Source organism: Salinimicrobium sp. TH3, from assembly GCF_026676115.1.
In the GTDB taxonomy this organism is placed as follows: Bacteria; Bacteroidota; Bacteroidia; order Flavobacteriales; family Flavobacteriaceae; genus Salinimicrobium.
In genome coordinates this window covers 409,123-434,177 of the sequence record NZ_JAPONB010000002.1, presented here as the reverse complement: position 1 = coordinate 434,177, position 25,055 = coordinate 409,123, and the positions used below count along the sequence as shown (strand labels likewise).

General features: G+C 39.7%; 24 protein-coding genes and 1 tRNA gene. 9 read left to right on the top strand and 16 right to left on the bottom strand.

Features of this window, described 5'->3' with window-relative positions:
* Positions 1 to 42 precede the first annotated feature (42 nt).
* Positions 43 to 1,227, bottom strand: coding sequence for a phosphoglycerate kinase (locus OU683_RS05200; RefSeq protein ID WP_268135939.1), 1,185 nt, complete (start codon positions 1,225 to 1,227; stop codon positions 43 to 45).
* Positions 1,228 to 1,297: 70 nt separating this feature from the next.
* Between OU683_RS05200 and OU683_RS05195 the strand changes: the two genes are divergently transcribed.
* Together OU683_RS05195 and OU683_RS05190 are read left to right on the top strand one after the other, a co-directional pair.
* A complete protein-coding gene (locus OU683_RS05195; RefSeq protein WP_268135936.1) occupies positions 1,298 to 2,446 on the top strand; it encodes a DNA polymerase III subunit in 1,149 nt (382 codons plus the stop codon).
* Positions 2,447 to 2,452: 6 nt separating this feature from the next.
* Positions 2,453 to 2,851 carry a DoxX family protein gene (locus tag OU683_RS05190; protein ID WP_268135935.1) on the top strand — a complete coding sequence of 133 codons (399 nt, stop codon included), beginning with the start codon at positions 2,453 to 2,455 and terminating at the stop codon, positions 2,849 to 2,851.
* Positions 2,852 to 2,898: 47 nt separating this feature from the next.
* Here OU683_RS05190 and OU683_RS05185 read toward each other — a convergent pair whose 3' ends face one another.
* From OU683_RS05185 to OU683_RS05165, 5 genes are all read right to left on the bottom strand, one after another.
* Positions 2,899 to 3,435, bottom strand: a complete 537-nt coding sequence (locus OU683_RS05185; RefSeq protein ID WP_268135933.1) for an OmpH/Skp family outer membrane protein — start codon at positions 3,433 to 3,435, stop codon at positions 2,899 to 2,901.
* A gap of 227 nt (positions 3,436 to 3,662) precedes the next feature.
* Entirely contained in the window at positions 3,663 to 4,520 is an 858-nt protein-coding gene (locus OU683_RS05180; RefSeq protein WP_268135931.1) for a class I SAM-dependent methyltransferase, read from the bottom strand.
* Positions 4,521 to 4,560: 40 nt separating this feature from the next.
* On the bottom strand, positions 4,561 to 6,432 hold the full coding sequence (mnmG, locus tag OU683_RS05175; RefSeq protein ID WP_268135929.1) for a tRNA uridine-5-carboxymethylaminomethyl(34) synthesis enzyme MnmG: 1,872 nt from the start codon (positions 6,430 to 6,432) through the stop codon (positions 4,561 to 4,563).
* Between the two features lie 10 nt (positions 6,433 to 6,442).
* Positions 6,443 to 6,874, bottom strand: coding sequence for an rRNA maturation RNase YbeY (ybeY, locus tag OU683_RS05170; RefSeq protein ID WP_268135927.1), 432 nt, complete (start codon positions 6,872 to 6,874; stop codon positions 6,443 to 6,445).
* Positions 6,855 to 10,091: a DUF4175 family protein gene (locus OU683_RS05165; RefSeq protein WP_268135925.1), complete on the bottom strand. Its 3,237-nt coding sequence runs from the start codon at positions 10,089 to 10,091 to the stop codon at positions 6,855 to 6,857. Before OU683_RS05165 ends, ybeY begins: the two co-directional genes overlap by 20 nt.
* A 127-nt stretch (positions 10,092 to 10,218) precedes the next feature.
* On the opposite strand from OU683_RS05165, the gene gltX reads away from it, so the two are divergent.
* A complete protein-coding gene (gene gltX, locus OU683_RS05160) occupies positions 10,219 to 11,742 on the top strand; it encodes a glutamate--tRNA ligase (protein ID WP_268135923.1) in 1,524 nt (507 codons plus the stop codon).
* Positions 11,743 to 11,814: 72 nt separating this feature from the next.
* Here gltX and OU683_RS05155 read toward each other — a convergent pair whose 3' ends face one another.
* A complete protein-coding gene (locus tag OU683_RS05155; RefSeq protein ID WP_268135921.1) occupies positions 11,815 to 12,495 on the bottom strand; it encodes an outer membrane beta-barrel protein in 681 nt (226 codons plus the stop codon).
* Between the two features lie 72 nt (positions 12,496 to 12,567).
* Between OU683_RS05155 and OU683_RS05150 the strand changes: the two genes are divergently transcribed.
* Entirely contained in the window at positions 12,568 to 13,590 is a 1,023-nt protein-coding gene (locus OU683_RS05150) for an SPFH domain-containing protein (protein WP_268135919.1), read from the top strand.
* Between the two features lie 16 nt (positions 13,591 to 13,606).
* Here the strand turns inward: OU683_RS05150 and OU683_RS05145 are convergent, their stop codons facing one another.
* The 4 genes from OU683_RS05145 to OU683_RS05130 all read right to left on the bottom strand — a co-directional run bounded on the left by OU683_RS05145 (position 13,607) and on the right by OU683_RS05130 (position 16,500).
* The gene (locus OU683_RS05145; protein WP_228913858.1) at positions 13,607 to 13,834 is read right to left on the bottom strand and encodes a DUF6327 family protein; all 228 of its coding nucleotides are present in this window, start codon (positions 13,832 to 13,834) and stop codon (positions 13,607 to 13,609) included.
* Positions 13,821 to 14,270, bottom strand: a complete 450-nt coding sequence (locus OU683_RS05140) for a phage holin family protein (protein ID WP_268135916.1) — start codon at positions 14,268 to 14,270, stop codon at positions 13,821 to 13,823. The genes OU683_RS05145 and OU683_RS05140 overlap by 14 nt, the downstream gene beginning before the upstream one ends.
* 6 nt (positions 14,271 to 14,276) lie before the next feature.
* Complete coding sequence (locus tag OU683_RS05135) at positions 14,277 to 14,690, bottom strand: YtxH domain-containing protein (protein ID WP_268135914.1); 414 nt, start codon at positions 14,688 to 14,690, stop codon at positions 14,277 to 14,279.
* Positions 14,691 to 14,823: 133 nt separating this feature from the next.
* Positions 14,824 to 16,500, bottom strand: coding sequence for a glutamine--tRNA ligase/YqeY domain fusion protein (locus OU683_RS05130; protein WP_268135912.1), 1,677 nt, complete (start codon positions 16,498 to 16,500; stop codon positions 14,824 to 14,826).
* 107 nt (positions 16,501 to 16,607) lie between these two features.
* Here OU683_RS05130 and folB point away from each other — a divergent pair, with 107 nt between their 5' ends.
* Positions 16,608 to 16,964, top strand: coding sequence for a dihydroneopterin aldolase (folB, locus tag OU683_RS05125; RefSeq protein ID WP_228913854.1), 357 nt, complete (start codon positions 16,608 to 16,610; stop codon positions 16,962 to 16,964).
* A gap of 83 nt (positions 16,965 to 17,047) precedes the next feature.
* Positions 17,048 to 17,121: transfer RNA gene (locus OU683_RS05120), tRNA-Cys, on the top strand.
* Positions 17,122 to 17,399: 278 nt separating this feature from the next.
* Here the strand turns inward: OU683_RS05120 and OU683_RS05115 are convergent.
* Genes OU683_RS05115 through rnr form a run of 3 tightly spaced genes read right to left on the bottom strand, consistent with a single transcriptional unit; the run spans position 17,400 to position 21,004 of the window.
* A complete protein-coding gene (locus OU683_RS05115; RefSeq protein WP_268135909.1) occupies positions 17,400 to 18,098 on the bottom strand; it encodes a LysE family translocator in 699 nt (232 codons plus the stop codon).
* A gap of 40 nt (positions 18,099 to 18,138) precedes the next feature.
* Positions 18,139 to 18,822, bottom strand: coding sequence for a head GIN domain-containing protein (locus OU683_RS05110; protein WP_268135907.1), 684 nt, complete (start codon positions 18,820 to 18,822; stop codon positions 18,139 to 18,141).
* Entirely contained in the window at positions 18,800 to 21,004 is a 2,205-nt protein-coding gene (rnr, locus tag OU683_RS05105) for a ribonuclease R (RefSeq protein WP_268135905.1), read from the bottom strand. The genes OU683_RS05110 and rnr overlap by 23 nt, the downstream gene beginning before the upstream one ends.
* Before the next feature lie 368 nt (positions 21,005 to 21,372).
* On the opposite strand from rnr, the gene OU683_RS05100 reads away from it, so the two are divergent.
* From OU683_RS05100 to OU683_RS05090, 3 genes are all read left to right on the top strand, one after another.
* Positions 21,373 to 21,615, top strand: a complete 243-nt coding sequence (locus tag OU683_RS05100) for a putative signal transducing protein (RefSeq protein ID WP_268135903.1) — start codon at positions 21,373 to 21,375, stop codon at positions 21,613 to 21,615.
* A 519-nt stretch (positions 21,616 to 22,134) separates the two neighbouring features.
* Positions 22,135 to 22,566 (top strand): ribose 5-phosphate isomerase B, encoded by a 432-nt coding sequence (gene rpiB, locus OU683_RS05095; protein WP_268135901.1) that lies wholly within the window; start codon positions 22,135 to 22,137, stop codon positions 22,564 to 22,566.
* A complete protein-coding gene (locus OU683_RS05090; protein ID WP_268135899.1) occupies positions 22,566 to 23,006 on the top strand; it encodes a GNAT family N-acetyltransferase in 441 nt (146 codons plus the stop codon). Before rpiB ends, OU683_RS05090 begins: the two co-directional genes overlap by 1 nt.
* On the opposite strand, the gene OU683_RS05085 is transcribed toward OU683_RS05090, so the two are convergent.
* Positions 23,003 to 24,637 (bottom strand): S41 family peptidase, encoded by a 1,635-nt coding sequence (locus tag OU683_RS05085; RefSeq protein WP_268135897.1) that lies wholly within the window; start codon positions 24,635 to 24,637, stop codon positions 23,003 to 23,005. The genes OU683_RS05090 and OU683_RS05085 overlap by 4 nt on opposite strands.
* The gene (locus OU683_RS05080) at positions 24,618 to 25,016 is read right to left on the bottom strand and encodes a ribonuclease P protein component (RefSeq protein ID WP_268135895.1); all 399 of its coding nucleotides are present in this window, start codon (positions 25,014 to 25,016) and stop codon (positions 24,618 to 24,620) included. The genes OU683_RS05085 and OU683_RS05080 overlap by 20 nt, the downstream gene beginning before the upstream one ends.
* Between the last annotated feature and the right edge of the window lie 39 nt (positions 25,017 to 25,055).

Sequence of the window (25,055 nt, the reverse complement as noted above, 5' to 3'; positions counted from 1 at the left end):
CTCAAAAAGCAGTACATTTTTTCCTTCAATTATCATACCTCTTTATTTTTTTAAGGCTTCAATGCCCGGTAAACTTTTTCCTTCGAGCATTTCAAGCATTGCTCCTCCCCCTGTGGAAACATAGCTCACTTTATCTTCAAGTCCAAATTGTTTTACGGCAGCAACAGAATCTCCTCCTCCTACCAGAGAAAAAGCACCTTTCTTAGTGGCCGCAGCAATATGTTCTCCCACAGCAATAGTTCCTTTTGCAAAAGGTTGCATTTCAAAAACTCCCATTGGTCCGTTCCACAAGATAGTTTTAGAACTTTCAAGAACGTCACCATATTTCTTGATGGTCTCAGGTCCAATATCTAGCCCCATCCATCCGTCGGGGATCTCATTCACAGGAATTACTTTTGTGCTGGCTTCTTCAGAAAAAGAATCGGCTATCACGGCATCAACCGGAAGATGGATCTTCACTCCTTTTTCTTCAGCTTTTCTAAGAATTTCAAGTGCCAGTTCTAATTTGTCGTCTTCCACTAAAGAATTGCCGATTTTCCCGCCTTTCGCTTTTGTAAAAGTGTAAGTCATTCCGCCACCTATTATGAGGTGATCGATCTTATCAAGAATATTTTCAATTACGGTGATCTTAGTTGAAACCTTGGCTCCACCCAAAACAGCAGTTACTGGTTTTTCTGAACTTCCAAGCACTTTCTCCAAACTGTCTATTTCCTTATGAAGTAAAGCGCCAACACATTTTTTATCAAAGTATTGTGCAACAATGGTCGTGGAAGCATGGGCACGGTGCGCAGTACCAAAGGCATCATTCACGTAAATGTCTCCCAATGAAGCCAGTTTTTTAGCGAATTCTTCATCCCCTTTCTCTTCTTCTGCATGGAAACGCAGGTTCTCAAGTAAAAGTACCTCTCCCGGTTTTAGATCACGGGCAGCTTGTTGCGCCTTTTCCCCAACACATTCGTCTACAAATTTCACCCCGACCCCAAGAATTTCTGAAACTTTAGCTACAATGTGCTGCAGCGAGTTCTTTTTATCTACTCCCTTTGGGCGACCAAGGTGTGACATAAGGATAGCGCTACCCCCATCTTTAAGGATCTTATCCACTGTAGGTTTAGCACCTTCAATTCGGCTGGTATCCCCAACCTCTTGTTGTTCATTAAGCGGAACATTAAAATCCACCCTTATCAGGGCCTTTTTATCTTTAAAATTATAGTCATTAATAGTTTTCATATAGCTGTTTTTAGCCTAAATTAAATTTTCCCCTAAGATAATAAAGTGTGAAGAAATTTTATCTTTGCTTATGCTATTTTCTGAAGTATTAGGCCTTCCACATATAAAGAATCACCTCACCACCACGGTGGATAATAACCGGATCCCTCATGCCCAATTATTTGTAGGATCATCGGGTAGTGGAACGCTTCCTATGGCAATTGCTTATGCGCAATATGTACTCTGTGGTAATACAAGTGCAGAGAACAATACAGGAAGGGAAGCCTGTAACCTGAAGATGAACAAACTCGCTCATCCAGACCTGCATTTTGCATATCCTGTTGCTAACAACGACAAAGTAAAGAAGAATGCCATTTCTTCTCATTTTAGCGAGGAATGGCGGCAGTTTGTGGAACAGGAGCCCTACGGAAGCCTTTTTGACTGGTACCAAAAACTGGGAATTGAAAATAAGCAGGGAAAAATAGGGGTCGATGAGGCACAGGATATTGTCAAAGCCCTTTCCCTGAAATCTTACGAAGGAGGCTATAAGGTAATGATCATTTGGATGGCCGAAAAGATGAACGACAGCTGCGCCAACAAATTGCTGAAGCTTATTGAAGAACCCCCACAAAAGACCCTTTTCCTTTTAATTACCGAAGAAGAGGAAAACATCATTCAAACTATAAGATCCAGGTGCCAAACCCTGCACTTTCCCCCATTGAATGAGGCAGTAATTGCCGAGGCCCTGGAACAAAAAGAAAATTGTGATCGTCCCAAAGCGCTTACTATTGCACACCGCGCCAACGGCAATTTCAATAATGCCCTGCACATCTTTAGACACAATTCTGGTGACGAACAATTTGAGGAGTGGTTCATTTCCTGGGTAAGAACAGCTTTTAAAGCTAAAGGAGATAAGACTGCTCTGGCCGAATTAATTGCATGGAGTGAAATGATCGCGGGCACAGGAAGGGAACCGCAAAAGAAGTTCCTGCTGTATTGCATGGATTTTTTCCGGCAGGCTCTTATGTACAATTATAAAGCAAAGAACCTTGTCTTTATGCAACCGCAGACAAAAGGATTTAAATTGGAAAAATTTGCTCCTTTCATCACTGGTAATAATATTACAGGCATCACAAAAGAACTGGAAGATGCGGTTTACCATATTGAAAGAAATGGAAACGCCAAGATCATCCTCACAGACCTTTCAATTAAACTAACCAGACTCATTCATAAAAACTAGTTCATCATGGACAATTTTATTTCTAATATTCCTGTTTACCTCATTTTAGTTTTTACCATAATTACCTTTCTCCAATCGGGTCTTGATAAGATGATGAACTGGAAAGGAAATTACGAATGGCTCACGGGGCACTTTAAAGGCACCTTTATGGGCGGAATGGTATCCCTGCTCCTGGGAACTATTCTTGTACTGGAAATAATTACTGGGCTAATTGCTTTAGCAGCCATCTTCACCCTTTACTTAAATGATGATCCTGCCCTGGCTCTTTGGTCACTTGTTCTAGCCGCGGTTACTCTGCTAATGTTGCTTTTTGGACAACGGGTGGCAAATGATTATGCGGGAGCCTTCACGATTGTGGGATATTTCATCGTTATAATCTTTGGGGTCTTTTTAGTTACCGCATAAAAAAAGGGTTCCATGTGGAACCCTTTAAATTTTAAGAGTGTAAGTAATTATTCTGTTACCACAGCATCTTCTTTGGCAACTCCCCTGCTTTCATTTAGCTCTGCAAGTATCTCCTGAGTTATATCCAGTCCTTCCTTTGCATACATAATGTTTGCAGATTCATTAGATCCAAATATATAGGTGTAATCATTTTCCTCTCCGTAGACCTTCACAAAATCTTTCACTTTAGTAATTATAGAATCTATCACCTGGTCACCTTCCTGTCTCAATTGACCACTTCTCATTTGTTGTTGTTGCTGAAGCATTTGTTGCTTCTGCATCAAATTTTCCTGGGCAGCCTGTCTTTCAGCTTCAGACATTGTGGCGGCATTATCTCTAAATTCCATTACTTCCTGCTGAAATCCCTGCGCAGCAGAATCGAGTTCCCTTTTCAAATTTTCAGATCTTACATTGAAATCTGCTTCGACTTCTTTCATTTCAGAATACTCCTGAATTAGAACAGTAGTGTCGACATAGGCAGTTTTATCATTGTTACAAGCAGTAAGGATAGCCCCTAAAGACAGGACCATAAATAATTTTCTCATTTTTAATTTTTTTCGATTTGCAGCAAAAGTAAGAAAGCATTTCCATTCCCTCCTAAAAAAGACCTTATTATGCAGCTATAAGGTTTTGATATGAAAAAAAACAACATTATTTAAATATTCTATGAAAGACGACTGAATTTTTGGCTCATATAAGCATCATAAATGAAAATAGATATCCTAGATATCATCAAGAAGCTAAAAACCTCTTAAAACGCTTAAAATTCGTTTTACCTGCTTTTCTTTAGAAAGTAAGCGAGAGAAGAGTAGTTTCCGGAGGATCTTGCCTTGAAATTAGAAATTATGCCATTATACCCTGCCCGAAGAAGATTTCCTGAAGCGGAAGAATATTTTTCAGAAAGAAGGCTCACATAAAAGGAATCAAAAAAAAGCCCTTTTTGAGAGGTAAGTAAAAAACCTGTGGAATTAAAAATATCTTTAATAGCTGAAGGAGAGAAATGATAAAGATGCCTGGGCACATCATAAGCTGCCCAATTTTCTTCATACTTCTTTGCGTCATCACTTTTAAAATTCGGCACCGCAATAACAAGAAGACCATTTGGTTTTAAAAGCCGGTCAAGTTCTTTTATTTGCTCTTCAAGATCGGGCACGTGTTCTAAAACATGCCACATGGTGATCACATCAAAACTATGGTCGAAAAAAGAAGATGTTGTTTTTTCCAACTCCACCCCTTTTTCTGAAGCAAGTTTTCGGGCATCGGGATTTGGTTCGACCCCAAAAACTTCCCAGTTCCGGTTTTTTGCCGCACGCAAAAAATCTCCCGTTCCCGCTCCGATATCCAAAATTTTTACTCCCGGTGTTTTTTCCTTTTCAATCCAGTTAAGCTTATTTTTAAGCATCAGGTTTTTTACCTGCTGATAAACCTTATCAAAAAAACCCCTTTTTGAGTCGGTATGGGAAATGTAATTTTCGCTCTTATAGTAAGACGGTAACTGCTCAAGATCAGGTCTCGGAAAAGTTGCTAAGAGATCAAGATCCTTTGCTTTTCTCAATTCGAAATACTCTCCACTTACTGTATGATCTTTACATTTAAGAACAGGTTTTTCAGAAAATTCTAATGGAAACATATAATTTTTTTACCGTTGTTCCACGTGGAACGATTACATTTTATCTTCCCATGTACACCAATAAAACAGAAATATCGTTTGGACTTACCCCGCTAATTCGGGAGGCCTGCGAAATAGATGTTGGCTGAACTTTTTTGAGTTTTTCACGCGCTTCGTAAGACATGGATTTGATCCTGGAATAATCAAAATCCCCCGGAATTTTAATTCCTTCCAGCCTGTGAAGCTTATCGGCGTTGTTCTTTTCCTTTTCAATATATCCCGAATATTTAACCTGAATTTCGGTTTGCTCAAGTACTTCCTCTCCCAGTTGATTCTCCTGGATATATTCTTCCACCCCACTAAAAGTCCTGATGTCCTGCATGTCAATATTAGGCCTGGAAAACACCTTAAATATTTTATTGCTTTGTTTCATTGGAGCAGAATCATTTGCTTCCAAAACAACATTAGCCTCATCGGGGGCAACACTTCTATCTTTCAGAAATTCCACAAAAGCGAAAGATTTGAATTTCTTCTCTTCCATCTTTTGCATTCTTTTTCCTGAAGCTAATCCAATTTTAAAAGACTTTTCGGTAAGTCTGAAATCTGCATTATCCTGCCTCAAAAGAGTTCTATATTCGGCCCTCGAAGTAAACATTCGGTAAGGCTCTTCTGTTCCCTTTGTAATTAGATCATCAATTAGAACTCCAATATAAGCCTCACTTCTTTGCAGCACAAACTCTTCCTTCTCCTGCACTTTTAAGGCCGCATTTATACCTGCCATTAAGCCTTGCGAACCTGCTTCTTCATAACCTGTGGTTCCATTGATCTGTCCGGCGAAATAAAGTCCTTCTACCAGTTTGGTTTCAAGCGTATGTTTTAATTGTGTTGGTGGGAAATAATCATATTCAATCGCGTAACCGGGTCTAAAGAATTTCACTTTTTCAAATCCCGCTACCGAACTCAAGGCTTTAAACTGTACTTCCTCGGGCAACGAAGTTGAAAATCCATTGATATACATCTCCACAGTATTCCACCCTTCGGGTTCGATAAAAAGCTGGTGCCTGTCCTTATCTGCAAAACGATTGATCTTATCTTCAATAGAAGGACAGTAACGCGGCCCAACACTTTTAATTCTGCCGTTAAACATTGGGGACCTGTCAAAACCTTCTTTCAATAATTCATGTACCTCGGGTGAAGTATAAGACATATAACAAGATCTCTGTTTAGTGAGAGGTCTTGTTTCGTCCAGATATGAAAATTTGGAAGGCACATCATCTCCGGGTTGTTCAATCATTTTGGAATAATCCAACGACCTTCCATCTACCCTGGGAGGCGTGCCGGTTTTCATCCTTCCGGCTTCAAAACCTAATTGCACAAGTTCCTCGGTAATTCCGGTTGCAGCTCTTTCTCCTGCCCTGCCGCCTCCAAATTGTTTATCCCCAATATGGATCAAACCATTTAAAAATGTTCCGTTGGTAAGGATCACGCTCTTGGCTTTGATCTCAATTCCCAGGGAAGTTTTTACTCCAACTACCTTCTCTCCTTCTATGATTAGACCCGAAACCATTTCCTGATAGAAATCAAGATTTGGTGTGGCTTCCAGACGTAGACGCCAATGCTCTGCAAACATCATTCGATCACTCTGCACTCTTGGGCTCCACATTGCAGGTCCTTTAGATTTGTTGAGCATCTTAAATTGAATGGCACTAGTATCACTCACGAGCCCACTGTATCCTCCAAGAGCATCTATCTCCCGTACAATTTGCCCTTTTGCAATACCACCCATGGCAGGATTACAGCTCATTTGAGCAATGTTCTGCAGGTTCATGGTCACCAAAAGTGTACTGCAACCCATATTGGCTGCTGCCGCTGCGGCCTCACTTCCGGCGTGCCCGGCTCCTACAACTATAACATCATATTCGTTTTGAAACATAAAATTCTTTCTATTGTTCCACGTGGAACATTTTCATTTTTTCCTCTTCCTTCTCCCTCATTATTTTTTCTTCTTCGGGAGTTTTATCTTTATATCCACACAAATGAAGGACGCCGTGGATGATCACCCGCTTAAGCTCTTCCGGAAATTCTACCTCATAAGAGTCGGCATTTTCTGAGACTCTTTCAGTGCTTATGAATATATCTCCATTTAAGATGTTTCCAACAGAAGCATCAAAACTTATAATATCTGTATAGGTGTCATGATCGAGATACTTTTGATTTATCTCCAGCAGGTATTCATCATCGCAAAAGATGAAACTAATTTCCCCGGTCTTTTTACCTTCCGATGAAATTACATTTTTCACCCAACTTTTGAAAGAAGAAACCTTCTCCAGTTCAAAGTCATTTTCAGAATAAAAATTAATTATCTCTTCGTTCAAAATACTCTTTAACTTTAAGCTTATAAATGGGGCGCAAAGGTAAGCTTTGTCTATTTAAAATTTCATTAGTGTTGAAATATTCTTTAGCCCGTTCTCTTGCCGTACCAGTCTCATTAGAGAACTCATCCTTGCCTGTACTTGATTCTCGTTCAGGTTTATTTCCCTGCTTTAATTTTGCCTCTTCCAACTCCAGCAATCTGTGTTCCAATTTTTGCATTCTTTGAAGTACGCCGGGATCAAATCCTTTTTCCAAAAGTTGTTTCTCGATTTGTTCCATTTCCTTTTCGACATCTTTCCCCGCGCCTTTCTGTCCTTCTTCCTTCAGCTTTTCCTCCAGTGCCCGCCTTAACATTTGTTGCTCCTGGAAGATCCTGAACAATTCACCGTTTTCTTCTTCCCCCGATTCTCCCCCCTGCTGTTTTTGTTGGCCTTTTTTCATTTGTTCCTCCATCTCCTCATTCAATTCCCCCTGTTTCTGAATGATATCCTGAAGTTGCTGGTCCTGCCCCTCCCCTTGGGAAGACGAAGGATTAAGCATATCTTCCATGTTGCCCAGAATATCACTCAATAAATAGGCCAGATCGTTAGCTCCTGTAACCACATATTGCTGACTACTTACTCCCAACCTGATATCGGTTTGGGAAAGTCGTTCCAGGGTTTGATCAAGGCTGTAATCAACATCGATCAGCTTTTTGGTAATAGGTTCGCTAATCATTTCATTACGCAAAGCAAGGGCGTAAAGACTGTCATCAATGTGTCGAAAATGCTCCCTTAAAAGATCCTGCCGTCTAAGTTTTCCAGGCAAGGAAGCATTATCGCTCCCGGCCTTTTTAAAGTCCTCCATTAAATCTTCCTGGCCAAAAGAGAACGTAACCAGGTTATCGAGGATTTGCCTTAGCATAGTTACATCTTCCTGCATTTGTTGCATACCTCCCTGTTGCATTTGTTGCTTCATCTTTTGACCCATTTCCCGTAGTTTCTCACCTGCTTTTTTCTGTTCTTTTTTAGCCCCCTCTTTGTTTTCCCTCCTAAGCTCCTCCCCGGCCTTTTCCTGCTGTTCTTTTACATCCTCCTGTTCCTCCCTGCTATCCGGAATTTCCAGAGGCTTCTTAAGCCCCTGATTTTCCTTTTGTAGCTCCTCAAGTTCTTCAAAGGCTTCTTCAGTTTCTTTGGAAAGAGAATCCTGGGCAGCCTTAGTATTCTCTTTTTCCTTTTCTGCAAGATCTTGCTGCTTCTCTCCCAGTTCCTCAAGATTTTCAGCTACTCTGGCAGTCTTCTCCTGCACGTAATATTTTTTGGTTAGTTCAAGAAGTTGTTCGAGACTCCTTTCCTGGTTTCGGGAGTTTTTGGAAAGCTGTTCCAATTTTTCCTGTAGTCCTTCTTCCTGGATCTTTTCAGAATATTTTTCGAGTTCCTCAAGAAGCTTTTCATTTTCTTCGAGCTCCTTTTCACGATTTGAAAGTCGTTCTTCAAGATCTTTTTTAAGGTCTGTATTTTGAGGGGAAGATTCCTCTTCAAGATTCCGTTTGAGCTTTTCTGTGAAATTTTCCATCAGCCTGTTCTGCTGCTTTTGGCGTTCAAGAAAATTTTCAAGCCTCTTCCGATCATTATAACTCAGTTCCTTTTTTTCCTTCTGGAGTCTTGACAATTCCTCCAATTCTTTTTCTGAAAGTTTCATCTTTTCGAGGGAGCCATCCATTCCTTCTATAACCTGTTGTTGTTCCTGAAGTCTTTGTTGCTTTTCTTCTGAAACTGTCTTTTCCCGGTATGTGAAAAGTTTGCTTTTCACCCTTTTATACCCGTTAATCATGTCATTATCAATGACTTCGAAATAAAACTGGTAGTTTTTGCCCTTTTCAAGACTAAGGTTGTCAGGAAAACTACTAACGAACTCCCCAATATTGCCTTTTCCGAAGGGAAGACGCACTACTTTTTCATTTTCAGGAGATTCCATCGTCTGAACCACCAGGTTAACGGCCGAAATCCCGTAGTCATCAGATACTTTTCCGAAGAAATACTGCGCATCGGCATCAAGGGAATCGATTTGATGTTCCAGGACAAGTTCGGGGTGTTCATCTTTAACGGACCTTATCTGATAATTAAGGTTTTCAAAGTTCTTTACCTTGTCATTTGAAGTGCTTATCCCGTAATCAACGCTTGAATTAATCCTTTTCTGAAACCTAAAAAGATCCCCTTGTTTTTCAAATTTCTGAAGGGTATCGGGCAGCTGCATTTCGACCGATTTGGTGGAAGAAGTTTCCAGTTCCCAAGTAATTCGAGTTCCCTCCGGCACGGTAGCACTCCCGGTACCTTCGATTATCTCCTCCCCTAACCCGGTGTGGACAGGATAGTCAAGAATCATTTTCAAATTCCGCATTTTTGGCACCTCTACAACTTCCACCTCATAATTAGGCGATCGTACTTTATTCGCAGACAGACTGAAATCAAAAGATTTTTGGGTAGGTTCAAAAGTATATTCAAAGGTTCCGGGGGAAACCCGTTTCATAAAATAACTCTGGTCGTTATAATGTACCGACGCATCCTCCGGCACAATCCTTCCACTAGTGTTAACCTGAATTGTGAGCGGCTCATTTTCTCTTATCTGTAAATTCTCGTTACGAAGCTGAAAGGAAAAAGGCGCGGGCGGTTCATAAGCGGTTTTGTAATTAACTACCCGCTCATAACTTCCGGAAAAAACTTCGGTTCTTCCAGTAAGGGCAATAAGTAGTATAATGATTACAGGAATTGCAGCATATTTAAGATATGGAAGATTCTTCCGAAGATCTACTGCCATAGAAAATGGTACAGGTCGTAATTCTTCAGCCTTTTGATCAATTGATGCGAGCAGCAAATCTGTCTTTCGATCATTCTTCTTAAGTTGGAGTACATTAAGGAGTTTGTCATTGACTTCAGGAAAATGACGACCTATAATACGGGAAGCTTCGGTGTAGTCAATTCCACGCGAGATGCGAAACAACTTAAGCAATGGATAGACAATGAACCTTCCGAAGAGAAAGACCTCCACGGTTACAAAACCCCAAAAAAGAATGCTGCGGCCGGTAGAATTCAACCAAAGCAAATGCTCCACAAAAAGGGTAAGTATAAAGTACAGCAGCCCAATGGCAACAAAAAATATAAATCCTTTAAGAAGCTCGTTGAGATAAAACTTCCTTATAAACGCCTCCAGCTTCTTTCGTAAGATCTCAAAATTATCCATTTTTCCCTCCCCCTTTTTAATCTCCTAAAATTACAATTTTATTTGAGATTCCATTTCAACCATCACATTTTCAGCACCATTTCGAGAACCTAAAGAATCCTTTATCTTTGCCCAAAATAACCAGCTTATGTCTACAGAAAAAGTAAGGGTGCGTTTTGCACCAAGCCCCACCGGGCCATTACATATAGGAGGAGTTAGAACCGCTCTTTTTAATTACCTGTTTGCTAAAAAACACGGCGGAGATTTTATTCTGCGTATTGAAGATACAGACCAGGCTCGCTACGTCAAAGGCGCCGAAGCGTATATTATAGAATGCTTAAACTGGTGTAATATTCCGTTTGATGAAGGCCCGGGGAAAGAAAAAGATGCAGGTCCTTACCGCCAGAGCGAGCGTAAAAGTCTTTACCGGGAATATGCCGAAAAGTTGCTCGCCTCCGGAAATGCCTATTATGCCTTTGATACCTCCCAAGAACTTGACCAACACCGTGCAAACCACGAGGCCGAAGGAAAAACCTTTATCTATAACTGGCATAACCGCCAAAAGCTAAAAAATTCTCTCTCCTTACCGGAAGCTGAAGTAAAGCAGAAAATAGAAGCTGGCGAACCTTATGTGGTGCGTTTTAAAACCCCCGAAGATGAAAGTTTGTCTCTAAAAGATGAAATTAGGGGGGAAATGACCATTGAAACCAAGATCCTGGATGATAAAGTGCTTTTTAAAAGCGACGGTATGCCAACTTATCACCTGGCAAATATTGTGGATGATCATTTAATGAAGATCACTCATGTCATACGAGGGGAAGAATGGTTGCCCTCTCTCGCCCTGCACGTTCTTTTATACAGAGCCTTTGACTGGACAGCTCCAAAATTCGCCCATCTGCCTCTTATCCTTAAACCACAGGGAAAAGGAAAATTGAGCAAACGGGACGGAGACAAAATGGGCTTTCCTGTTTTTCCTCTAGAATGGAAAGATCCTAAGTCAGGAGATGCTTCATCGGGATACCGCGAGGAAGGATACTTCCCCGAAGCAGTGGTTAATATGCTTGCCCTCCTTGGCTGGAATGCCGGCGGTGGCACAGAAAAAGAAATCTACACCCTGGAAGAACTTACCCATGCTTTTACCCTGGAGCATGTTTCTAAAGGTGGATCCAAGTTTGATCCCGATAAAACGAAATGGTTCCAGCATCATTATATGCAGGAAGCCAAAGATGAAGAACTGGCAAAAGATCTTGTTCGTCTCCTGGAGGAAAAAGGAATTTCTTCTTCCCAGGAATATGCCGTTAAAGTAGTTGCTCTTTTAAAAGAAAGAGCGACGTTTTTAAGCGACTTTTGGGACATGGGGAGCTACTTCTTCACTGCACCCGAAAACTACGATGAGAAAGCTGCAAAAAAGGCCTGGAAAGAGGATACTTCAGAACTAATGGATGCTGTGATCCAACTTCTGAAAGAGACCGAAGATTTCACTGCGCAAAACCTTCAGGAAAAAGTAAAATCATGGATAACTTCCGAAGGAATTGGTTTTGGAAAGGTCATGCAACCCTTCAGACTTTCGCTGGTAGGTGCCATGCAGGGTCCAGATGTTTTCGAGATTGCTGCTGCAATTGGAAAGGATGAAACTATTAACAGGCTAAAAAGAGCTCAGGAAAAACTATAGCCTGAAAAAAATTCAATAAAAAAAGCCATTTTTGAAAAGTATCAAAAATGGCTTTTTTTATTGTTTGTTATTCTACAAATAAAAAGTGACACCACCGGCGATCATACTTATATTACCTTTAAGGGATGGAACAGAAGCATCCTTTTCCTGCAGGCCTTCATCATGGAGCCCCTTGAAAAAATTGTTGATACCATACTGGTACTGTGCCCAAATTTTGAGTGTTTCCCCTCCCCCACTAATACCTACAGCAAGATTTAGATTAAAAGCAGAAACTTTTTCAAGATCGATGGCGTTGATGTCATAACTTCCAACATAGTAAAGTTCCTTGTCCTGCCTTGCCTCCATTTTCCCGTTAACCTGCACCACAGGTCCGGCTTCTACACTCAGGTAATGATCAATTAATTTATAACTGGCAAAGAAATTTCCCTGTACGCCAATCATACTATACTCAATAAGGGAATTTGCAGATGTTTCTTCCAGTTTTTTACGACCGTCAATATCTACTTTTAAGTCGTAGAAGTTGATACCGTAAACCAATTGAAAATCATTGTAGAAAGAAGCACGCGTGGTAAAACCAGCGGTCCAGCTCACCTTGGGAGTCACTTGGAGATCATTTGTTATAATATCGAAGTGATTTACACCTCCCTGTAACCCCAATCTATTATACTCTCCATCCCATAACCTACGTTGTGCCTGGGAACTAAAAGAAAACATCAAAATTCCTGCAAAAAGAAGGACTTTTTTAGGATCCATAACTGGGTTTTAAAAATGATGGGCTAATGTAGTTGATTATTTTATATCTTTCCTTAAAATTAACTTACAACCATGATCTCCACAATCTTAACAGCAATCTTCGTAGTCTTTGCGTTCATTGTCCTTTTTTCAGGAATATTTACGGTAAAACAACAAACGGCAGCGGTACTTGAGCGCTTCGGAAAATTCCAGCGAATAAGTAACAGCGGTTTGCATTTTAAAGTTCCGGTCTTTGACCAGATCTCCGGCAGGATCAACCTGAAAGTACAACAACTTGATGTACTGGTAGAAACCAAGACCAAAGATGATGTTTTTGTGAAGCTGAAGATCTCTGTACAGTTCCAGGTCATTAGCACAAGGATCTACGATGCCTTCTATAAACTGGAGAATTCTCACGACCAGATAACATCATATGTATTTGATGTGGTACGTGCCGAAGTTCCAAAAATGAAGCTGGATGATGTATTTGAACGTAAAGATGATATTGCAATTGCAGTAAAGCGTGAGTTAAACGAAGCCATGGAAGAATATGGCTATGATATCATAAAAACCCTGGTAACCGATATTGATCCCGATGTACAGGTAAAGGCGGCAATGAACCGTATAAACGCTTCGGAAAGGGAAAAAGTAGCAGCAGAATATGAAGCTGAAGCCGAAAGGATCAAAATTGTAGCTAAGGCCCGTGCCGAAGCCGAAAGCAAACGTCTACAAGGTCAGGGTATTGCCGATCAGCGCCGTGAGATCGCCCGTGGACTTGAAGAAAGTGTTGATGTTTTAAACAATGTGGGAATTAATTCCCAGGAAGCTTCTGCCCTAATTGTAGTTACCCAGCATTATGATACCCTCCAGTCTCTAGGTGAGGAAACCCAAAGTAACCTGATCCTGTTACCTAATTCACCTCAAACAGGAAGTGATATGCTTAATAACATGATCGCATCCTTCACTGCCTCCAATCAAATTGGAGAAGCTATGAAAAAGGAAAATGCGGCAAGAGAGAAAAAACGAAAAGAAAAAGAGGAACGCAAGAAAAGAGATCAACTGCCACCACAACTTCCCGGAGAACAGGAAGAGGGAGATTATGAAAGCCCGCAGTAATACTTATCTTAAGTAGTTATTTACCGAACTTTTCTCCTATAAATCCAAGTACAGAGGTCGCACCTTTAAGTACCAGGGCATTTTTAAATATACTCCCCGCAGCACTTTTAATAATGCGTTTGGGAGAAAGACTTTCTTTTGTTTGATTGTAACTTAAGAGTACTCTTTCCTTATCTATCTCCTTTTGAAGTTTGAGAAGTTTAAGATCCCGGTCTATTTCTTTGAAATTCTTATACTCTCTCATTATCGTTATTCTTTATAATGATCTCGTCTGTCTCATAATCCACCTGTTCTGTAAATTCGGGATGTTCAACTTTCGGCTTCTTTTCGGGCTCCTGAAAGAACTTTTTTGAAGCTCCCGGTAAGATTGCCTTCATAAGTATTTTACTACCAAAGAAGACAAAGAAAAGACCTAATAAAAGGTAAAGACCAGCTACTATGAAAAATCCTGAACTTGGGGAATCGATCCAGTTACTAAGAGCTATTGCAATAGCTATGGAAAGAAACAACAAAGCGAAAAGCATGAAAAAAGCTATTGCCGCTCCTTTTATGGCAGCAGTAGTTCCTTTCATGCTTTTGCTAAAGAGATCAAGTTTATAGTACTCTGCACTGCTTTGTGCAAAGTCTTTAATGTTCTCGTTTAACTGCTGTAGGTTGTCAGATATTCTTTCGAACGCCATAAACGCTTATACTGCAGCACTACCTGTATTCTTATTTCCTTTGGATGCTACGCTCTCATCAACGTTTGCCTTATCACCTGATTCGCTTTTGCGATCCTTCTGAAATTTTGAATTCTGCTTTTTAAGCTCCTCAAGTTTTAATTCAAGGCTGCTAAGAATCTCATCTGCTTTAAAACTTGCTGAAGACAAAGTTTCTTCCAGTCTCTGCTCAAAATCGGATTTAGCTTTCTTAGCCTTCTGACTGAGATTTGATGAAGTTTCCCGGTATCGTTTATTTAAGTCGTCCTGAGTTCTTTTCGCATTTTCTCCCAGTTTTTTCCTGGTGTTCTCTCCACTTTCAGGGGCATATAACATTCCAAGGCCGGCTCCAATTGCTGCCCCGGTTAGCAATGCTAAAAATGTACTTCCTGATTTTGCCATGATATTGTTGGTTATTTAGATTAATATTACATCCAAATATACTTCAATGAGTCCTGCGTTGCTGTTAATAACCGGTTAATATCTAAAATGCTATGCTAAATTATTCTTAATTGAGATTGCACCCAGCCTGGTATTAATTCTTGCCTCCCCACGAATCCCGCAGTGTCACCGTGCGGTTAAAGACTAAATGATCTTTTTTACTATCCTTATCAACGTTAAAATATCCTAATCTTTGAAATTGAAATTTTTCCAAAGGCTCTACATTTTGAAGGCTTGGTTCAAGATATGCAGTGATTACCTTGAGAGATTCAGGATTTAAAAAGTCAAGAAAATCCTTCTCCTTGTCGGCATCGGGTGACTCTACACTAAACAACCTGTCGTAAAGCCTTACCTCCGCCTCTATTGCGTGCTTGGCCGAAACCCAGTGCAGGGTTCCCTTTACCTTACGCATAGATTCTTCGGTACCGCTACCACTCTGGCTTTTTGGATCATAGGTACAGTGGATTTCCACAATATCCCCTGCGTCATTTTTTACTACTTTCTCGCCCTTAATAATATAAGCGTTCTTTAGTCTTACTTCCTTTCCAAGGGTAAGCCTAAAAAACTTTCGGTTGGCTTCTTCCTTAAAATCCTCCTGCTCAATATATAGTTCGCGGGAAAAAGGTACTCTCCTTGAACCTGCAGATTCATCTTCAGGATTATTTTCGGCTTCCAGCCACTCCTCCCCGTCTTCAGGATAGTTTGTGATCACCAGTTTTACGGGATCAAGAACAGCCATTACCCTTGGAGCAGTTTTATTTAGATCTTCCCTAATGCAAAATTCCAACAGGGAAACATCAATGATATTTTCTCTTTTAGCGATTCCAATTGTATCAGCAAACTTTCGAATAGAATCAGGAGTAAAACCTCTTCTCCTAAGGCCCGAAATGGTAGGCATTCTTGGATCATCCCAGGATTTTACGATTCCTTTTTCCACAAGATGCAATAGTTTTCTTTTACTTACTACAGTGTGGCTAAGATTACGTCGTGCAAATTCCCGTTGTTTTGGTCGGAAATCTTCGGCAGAACTCACCTTTTCCAGGAACCAGTTATAAAGTTCTCTGTGAGGCAGGAATTCGAGCGTACAAAAAGAATGAGAAACAGATTCTATATAATCACTTTGTCCATGGGCCCAGTCGTATAGTGGATAGATCATCCAGTCATTGCCGGTACGGTGGTGTTTACGATGCAGCGTACGGTACATTACAGGGTCACGCATCAACATATTCTTGGCGGCCATATCAATTTTTGCCCTTAACACATGCTCCCCTTCCTTTGTCTCCCCGTCTTTCATCTTTCTGAAAAGCTCAAGGTTCTCCTCCACCGACCGATCGCGGTATGGACTGTTCTTCCCTGCCTGGGTGGGAGTTCCCTTTTGTTCAGCAATAACTTCGGAAGCCTGACTGTCAACATAAGCATCTCCAGATTTTATCATCATCACCGCCCAGTCATACAACTGCTGAAAATAATCTGAAGCATAACATTCCTTAGCCCACTTAAAACCAAGCCATTCCACATCGCGCTTAATAGCATCAACATACTCCTGTTCTTCTTTAATGGGATTGGTATCATCAAACCTAAGGTTCACCGGGGCATTATATTTCTCCCCCAGACCAAAATTCAAACAAATAGAAGAAGCGTGGCCAATATGAAGATATCCGTTTGGTTCAGGTGGAAACCTAAATTGCAGGTCCTCTTTTTTATAATCGTTTTTTAGGTCTTCTTCGATTATTTGCTCAATAAAATTGAGGGATCTTTTTTCTTCGGCCATAGTTTCTGAATTCTTTTTGAGGGAGCAAAATTAAAGAAAATAAACATCAATTCCGCCGCTCCATGATTGTCTTCTGAATTGTTTATATCTTCGCAAAAAATAAGATTTTGGGAAGTATTAAACTCAGGAATATTAAAGTTTTTGCCTATCACGGATGTCTTGAGGAAGAAGGCCAGATTGGCAGTGATTATAAGGTAGACCTAAAAGTAAAAGGAGATCTTTCACTTTCTGCAAAGACCGATGCATTGAAGGATACTATTGATTACGTGCATTTGAATAAAATCGTCAAAGAAGAAATGGCTATTCGGTCCAAATTACTGGAAACTGTTGCCGAAAGAATCCTAAACCGCGTTCTTGAGGAACTGCTCATTGTTCAAAAAGTAACAGTATATGTATCCAAAATTAATCCGCCAATAGGCGGAAATGTGGCTATGGTAACTGTAAAAAGAAGCAAAAGCAGGTAATTTTGCTTTTTTTGTCAAAGCAGGTAAAAAGCATAGGCTTCAAAAAAAGAAATTTTATTACATTTGCCTTCCGTTAATGAAACGGCATCGTGGCCGAGTGGCTAGGCAGAGCTCTGCAAAAGCTCGTACAGCGGTTCGAATCCGCTCGATGCCTCCAAAAAAGCTCCTTTTTTAAGGGGCTTTTTTGTTTTTCATAATGAAAATAAGTTTGAAGATTGCGTAGCCCGCCAAAATGCAGAGGTTGAACTATTTTCAAAAGGTTTTAGAACCTTCCCCATAGAATCTCTTATAAATGTGGTCAAATATACTTTCCAGCAATACAGATTCAGGAAGCAACTTGAAGTCTAAAAAAGGCTAATCTTATAAGGAAATTGATACCTTACTTTTAATTACCTGTCAAAAAAGGGTTTTTTGACACTTCTTTTTCAGATGGTTTTATTTAAGATATGCGGATGTTTCGGGAGAAATATTATCGATCTGGTCCTGGATCTGGTTCAATTCCTGGGGAACAAGGCCCTGGGCGACTAAAAAGACTCCAAATATTACCAGAATAATACTAATGATCTTTTTGACATTGTAGATTCGGGTGGGAGTGAGTTTTCGATTGAGTTTTTTTGCGGCAAGGATCTTAAAAATATCGACTAGTAAATACGTTCCCAGGATGGTACCAAAAAAAACAGTCATACGGTTGGTTTCCATTTCCATTTTTGGTCCAAAAATTATAATGAGACCTAACCAAAAACCTAAAACACCTATATTGATAAAGTTAAGTATAAAACCTTTTGCAGCAAGGCCCAGATAATCCCTTTTATTCAATTTTTGTATTTCTGGTACTTCTTCGTGTTCCAGAACTTTTCGATTTTGAACAAACTGTATGATTCCATAGGTAATAAGAATGCCTCCTCCAAAAACAAAAAGAGCCGGATCATCCTTGATCCGGTTCAATAATTTTGTGGTACTTAAATAAGCAATTAGCAGGAAAATAATGTCGGCGAAAATGACGCCGATATCGAATGACATTGCAGCTCTAAACCCTTTTATAGCAGCAGTTTCCAGGAGCACGAAGAATACCGGTCCCAGTAAAAATGCCAGAAAAAATCCTAAAGGTATTGCAGCCAGTATATCCTGAAACATTCAGCTCATTTAGTTTCACAAATATAGGATTTTACTTTACTTATATGATTTTTCCGCCCAGGGTGGTTTTTTTATCTACTTCTCCCGGTCTTCCAAAGATCTCTACGATCCCACCAAGTTTGGCGGTGGCCTTTACATAATCCTTTGCATAGATCTCTGCCCTACCTGCGGTACCGGCAGTAACATCGGTTCTTTTCGTACGAAGATTTTTTCCCAGGTATTGACCACCCGTATTGGATTCTACCTCTTGCTCTTCAGCTTCACCTTTGAGGGTAATCCTTCCGCCAGAAATTGATTTAGAATTGATTTTACGGCCTTTTATCTTACCTTCTATCACTGCACCTTCCTGAGCCCTAAAAGTCAATTCTTCCCCTCTTAATTCATCTGAAATCTCAACTAATGAACCTTCATTAGCATCAATCGTTCTAAGATCACTGGTATAAAGAGTAATGCGGGTATTGTTCTTTGACCAAATATTGTCCAGAGAAAGCCTTACTTCAAGGCGGTCTTCAACAATCTCATATTTGACATCATTTTTACTGTGCCCAGTGATAACAATCCGGTTTTCTTCAGAAGGAATTATTTCAACTTCAACAGCATTAAAAGTTTTAACTTCAGAAAAACTTCCAAGATTTTCTTTTACATCCTGCGCAGTGGCAGAAATGGCAAAAAATAGCAATAAACATGATAAAATAGCTGTACTAATTTTGATTTTCAACTTCATCTTTGCTTCCAATTAATTTAAAGTCCAAATGTCTTTTTACAAGATCTGCGTTTTTAACTTTGACATAAACTTCGTCCCCTAACTGGTAGACCTTTTTGGTCTTACGGCCAATGATCGCGTATTGATCTGGGTCAAAATCAAAATGATCTTCTCTTATATCACGCAATCTCACCATGCCTTCACACTTATTTTCAATGATCTCGACATAGATCCCCCATTCGGTAACGCCTGAAATAACGCCAAGGAATTGTTCATCATTATGCTCCTGCATAAATTTAATTTGCATGTACTTGATGGAATCCCGCTCGGCACTGGTTGCCAGGCCTTCCATGTTACTGCTATGCTGACATTTAGATTCATATTCTTCTTCCTGTGCAGATTTCCCCTGATCGAGATAGTGTTGAAGTAACCTGTGCACCATAACATCGGGATACCTTCTAATTGGAGAGGTAAAATGTGAATAGTAATTAAAGGCCAGCCCGTAGTGCCCAATATTTTCTGTGCTGTAATAGGCCTTACTCATGGTTCTTATGGTAAGAGTATCAATAAGATTCTGTTCCTTTTTTCCCTGAACATCGCTCAATAAATTATTGAGGGATTGAGAGATTTGCTTTTGATCTTTAAGGTTCAACTTATGTCCAAATTTGCTAACCAGGGACTGTAGAGCATTCAGCTTCTCGGTATCGGGCTCATCGTGGCAACGGTAAACAAATGTTTTTTTAGGTTTTTGTTTTCCAATGAATTCGGCTACTTTTTTATTAGCCAGTAACATGAATTCTTCAATAAGTTTGTTGGCTTCCTTCGAGGTTTTAAAGAAAACACCAATTGGTTCATTTTTCTCATCAAGCTCAAACTTCACCTCTACCTTGTCAAAGGAAATTGCTCCTTCCTTCATTCTCTTTTTCCGCATTACTTCAGCGATCTGGTTCATCTTGAGAATGGCTGTGACAATTGCATCATCTGTTCTGTAACTTTCGCCCGTAATTGAAATATCTTCAGGAATATCACCACCTGTAGTTTCAATGATGTATTGTGCTTCTTCATAAGCAAAACGTGCATCGGAATAGGTGACCGTTCTCCCAAACCATTGATCTTTAACAATTCCCTGTGAAGTCATTTCAAAAACTGCAGAAAAAGTGTATTTTTCTTCGTTGGGACGCAGGGAGCACGCGTTGTTAGAGAGAATTTCAGGCAACATTGGTACAACCCGATCGACGAGATAAACCGAAGTTGCGCGGTTGAAAGCTTCCTCGTCGAGAATTGTTCCCGGCTTCACATAATGTGAGACATCTGCAATATGAATTCCAATTTCAAAATTCCCATTTTCCAGTTCCCTAAAACTTAAAGCATCATCAAAATCCTTGGCATCCTTAGGATCAATCGTGAAAGTCAATATATCACGCATATCCCTCCTGTTCTTGATTTCTTCCTCCTGAATGCTGGTATCAATTCCCTGGGCAAAATCCTCTACTTCCTGTGGAAATTCATGCGGTAACCCATATTGGGCTAAAATTGAATGGATCTCGGTATCATGTTCTCCGGGTTTCCCAAGAACCTGAATAATGCGGCCAAAAGGTGAGTCTGCCTTTTCGGGCCATTCTTCCATTTCAACTATGACCTTATCGCCATCTTTAGCTTCCCCGATCTTATTCTTCTGTACAAAAATATCGGTGTACATTTTTCCATCCTGGATGGCAACAAAACCAAAGTTGTCCTTAAGCTGCAAAACACCAACAAACTGAGTTTTCTTTCGGTTAAGGATTTTGGTTATCTCACCTTCAGATTTTTTGTTGCGACGACGTTTGTAAACATATACTTCAACTTCATCCCCGTCAAAGGCCTTGTTGATATTATTGGAAGGAATAAAAACATCTTCATTTAGTTCTTCTACTACCACATAACCACTACCCTTAGCGGTCATATCTAAAATTCCCTGGTAATAATCTGCTCCGGCATTGAGTCGAAACCTGCCTCTCTCAACCTCTTCAATCTTCTTTTTGGCAGCAAGTTGGGATAAAGTTCGAATGATCTTATTTCTACTACCGGGATCATCCACTCCCATTTTTGCAGCAATTTGTTTATAATTAAAATCCTTTCCCGATTCCTTGCGCATAATACCAAGGATATTCTGTGAAAAACTTTCGGGATTAGTTGATTTGTTCTGTTTATTCTTTTTACTCATTTCTAAATTTAAGCTATAAAATTAAGTCTTATAATTCACATCTACCTGAAATTACAGGAATTTCCGGTTTTTACCTCCTCTTAAATAAAAGATGATCTTTATTTAATATGAAAAATTAACATAAAAGAGCCGAATTCTTAAAAAAGTATTAAATTTGACTGTCTCCGTACGTTTTTATATAACCTTCTTGAAATGAGAAAACCATATATTATAATAATCTTTTATATACTAATTTTTGTCATTGGGGTTCTAAGTTTTGTAGCCTCTATCAATTACTCTCTTAACCATTCCCATTCTACCTTACTCCCGGCCGATACATCTTCTTTTCAAGATTAGAATGTCGTATATTTAGTAGCAATTCTTTTGCTATGGAAAAATTTATAACCCTTGCTGTTTTTACTTATCCTCATGAATACCAGGTCTTAAAGCTCATCCTGCAACGGGAGGGAATTCAATGTTTTTTCCAGAATGAAACTATGGTAGGGGTCTTTCCTTTTTATTCTAATGCTCTTGGCGGAATCCATCTAAAGGTCCACCACCTGGATCTAAGTAAGGCACAGGAAATCCTCGACAGTTTTAATGACAACTCAGCTCCCTTAAAGATCGTTTAGTTGTCAACAGTTATATTATATATTCCTTTTTCTTTCTTTTTTAAAAAATTAAAATGTTGGTGTATTATAGTCTGTTGATATGTACAATAACTTTTCTGAAACTTTTTTGGAAAACTGGTTAGAAGTATTAGGTAACAACTTATGAACAGCAGCAGATGATCCTAAGCTCCTGATTTCTATTGTAAGTTTGGTTTTTCTTAACAACTGTTCATAATGAAATGTGAATAGCGGGTTTTAATAACTTAATGATTTTTTAATGTGTAGAACTGAAAAATTAGTGCTGAAAACTTACAGGTAATTTGTGTGTTCAAAATTTCTTATTGTCGTCTATTCTTTCATATTGGGTTTTCTCGGCACATTACCAAATTTCCTTTTACTTTTTTCACTTTCAATTATTAACAAATTATGAACTTTTATAAAGCCTTTATTTTAAAGGTATTGTAACATTTAATTAACAAACGCCAAAATAGAAGTTGATAACCTAAATTTCTACCTTTGTAGCCCATTAAACCCTATCTCATGAAAATATCTATTGGAAATGATCACGCAGGAACCTCATATAAATTTGCGGTTGTCGATTATCTTAAATCCCGGAATATTGAAGTTGTCAATCATGGAACCGACAGTGAAGAAAGTGTGGATTATCCAGATTTTGTTCATCCCGTTGCAAAGGATGTGGAAGACAAAAAAGCCGATCTTGGAATAATTATTTGCGGTAGCGGTAATGGTGCTAACATGACTGCAAATAAACATCAGGCTATACGTTCTGCACTTTGCTGGACCAAAGAGATTGCTTCCCTGGCAAGAGAGCACAACGATGCTAATGTGCTTAGTATTCCAGCACGCTTCACTTCTAAGGAACAAGCTGTAGAAATGGTAGAGGTTTTTCTTGACACCCAATTTGCCGGTGGCCGTCACAATCGCCGTGTAGAAAAGATCTCCTGTAAATAATGGAGATAAAAATCCTCACTTTTGAAGAATTAAGTCTTCATGAATTATACAAAGTTTTGCAGCTTCGCGCTGAAGTCTTTGTGGTAGAACAGGATTGTGTTTACCAGGACATTGATGGAAAGGACGAAAAAGCCCTGCACATTCTGGGTTTTGAAGATGAGGAACTAGTGGCTTATACCCGCATTTTTCCACCCGGAATCTATTTTAGCCAAGCAGCTATTGGCCGGGTTGTGGTTAAGGAGGGGCACAGAAAGAAAAGCTACGGTCACGAAATTTTAAAGGCTTCTATTAGAGCTGTAGAAGATAAATTTGGGACAAAAAAGATCAAATTATCTGCACAGACTTATCTCATCAAATTTTACGAAAGCCATGGCTTCAAACAAGTTGGAGAAGGATACCTTGAAGATGGCATTCCTCATATTGGTATGGTGAAAGATTAACCTTTCAGGATGTTCCGGTATCGCGACCGATCTTCCAGAATTTGCTTAGCCTCAATTATTTCAGGATTATTCTTTACGTAATAATCGTAAAGTCCTTCTTTGTAGAAATATCTTTTAATGATTTCTTCAGAAAGAAGGCTCTTAATTTCGGCTTTTTTAGTGGTAAGAGCTTTGTCTTTTGAGCTTGAAATTACCTGTTGTATCTCGTTAAAATCTTTGGAGAGATCCTGTTGATAACCTTCTTTTTCGGCCGCTGCAATTACATCCTCCAGTTCTGCTTCGGTGGCTGTTTTAAATTCAAAATCTGTTGTTTCCAGGTATTTCCTAAAATCTGAATAATTTTCTTCGGTAAAGCTGAATTCTTCGGGGGAATTTAAGGTATGAGTGTAGTAATAATTGGTAGCATAGTCAAAAATGGCATTTTCCTGAAGTAATGCATTTGTAATATCACTAAATTCTGAAGTTTCCAGCTTAACATCTGGCTCGATCCCGCCGCCATCATAGACTTTTCGGCCGTTACGGGTTTTAAATTCATTATAGTCCTTTGAGCTAAACCGCACAGCGTTACCTTCTTCGTCCCGGTGACGGTAATCCAATGCCTGTATGCAGCGTCCACTGGGAGTGTAATACCTGGAAATGGTAACTTTCAACTGGGTACCATAAGTGAGGTCCTTAGGCCTTTGTACAAGACCTTTTCCAAAGCTACGGGCCCCAATAACAACTGCCCTGTCGAGATCCTGAAGGGATCCTGCAACAATTTCACTTGCCGATGCACTTCGGCCATTTATTAACACCGTTAATGGAATCTCAGTGTCTATGGGCTTTCTTGTTGTTAAAAACTTCTGATTATACTTTTCCACTGCAGATTTTGTGCTGGTGATCAATTCTCCTTCAGGCACAAAAATATTTGTGACATTTATAGCTTCAGAAAGTAATCCGCCGGGATTTCCGCGGAGGTCGAGAATGATCTTTTCAGCTCCTTGTTCTTTCAGTTCTTTTAAGGCTTTTACAGTTTCGGCCGATGCATTTCGGTTAAACTGGGAGAGCACAATATATCCTGTTTTGTCTTCGAGCAGTTTGAAATAAGGCACTGCTTTGATCTCCACGGCACCACGGGTAAGGGTTGTGGTCTTTATCTCACCACGTCTTTTAAAAACAAGTTCAACATTGGTATTTGGAGCACCTTTCAGCAATTCTCCGGCACCTTCGGTAAAATCGGCCACAGCAATGTTACCGATCTTTATTATTTCATCCCCGGCCTTTAAACCGGCTTTGTCTGCAGGATAATCTTTGTAGGGCTCTAAAATGACAATTTTATCGGCCATTATTCCAACGGTTGCACCTATGCCTGTGTACTCTCCTGCATTATCTATCCTTGCCGCCTGCACCTCCTGTTCATTCCAGTAATGAGTATATGGATCTAGATCTTCGAGCATGGCATTAATAGCTGTGTCCATGAGCCCGGCAGGATTGGTTTCATCAACATAATTCATGTTGAGTTCCTTAAAAAGTGTTGTGAATATCTCCAGCTGCTTGGCAATCTCAAAGAAATCTGCTTTGTAACTAACCGTAGTAAAGAACAGCACGGGAATGGCTGCAAAAATTGCTATTTTAGAGAATGTCTTTTTCATGGTCCTTCATTTTTTCTTGCTCCACAAATCTTTTAAGAAGTTCTTCGCTGCTGCGCAAAAGTTCTGCATAATTCCAGATATCCCTTCCGGTATAAATGAACATCAACGCATAATTTTTGTATAAATTACTGGTAACAAGATACTTATTTTTTCTATACGCCTCCCGCATGAGCCGTTTTAATTTGATCCTGTCCACAGCACGCTTAAAGCTTCTCTTAGGAACTGAAACCGCTACTTTATTCACATTTTCTGAAGAATTTTCCAGGGGAAGGTAAACGAGCCGTAAAGGATATTTCTTAACAGAATTACCTTCAGCAAATAAGCTGTCGATAACGATCTTACTCTTGAGCTTTTCTTTCTTTCCGAAGCTTTCATCCATGCGGTAAAATTATCATTTATAAATAAGGATTGGTAATTA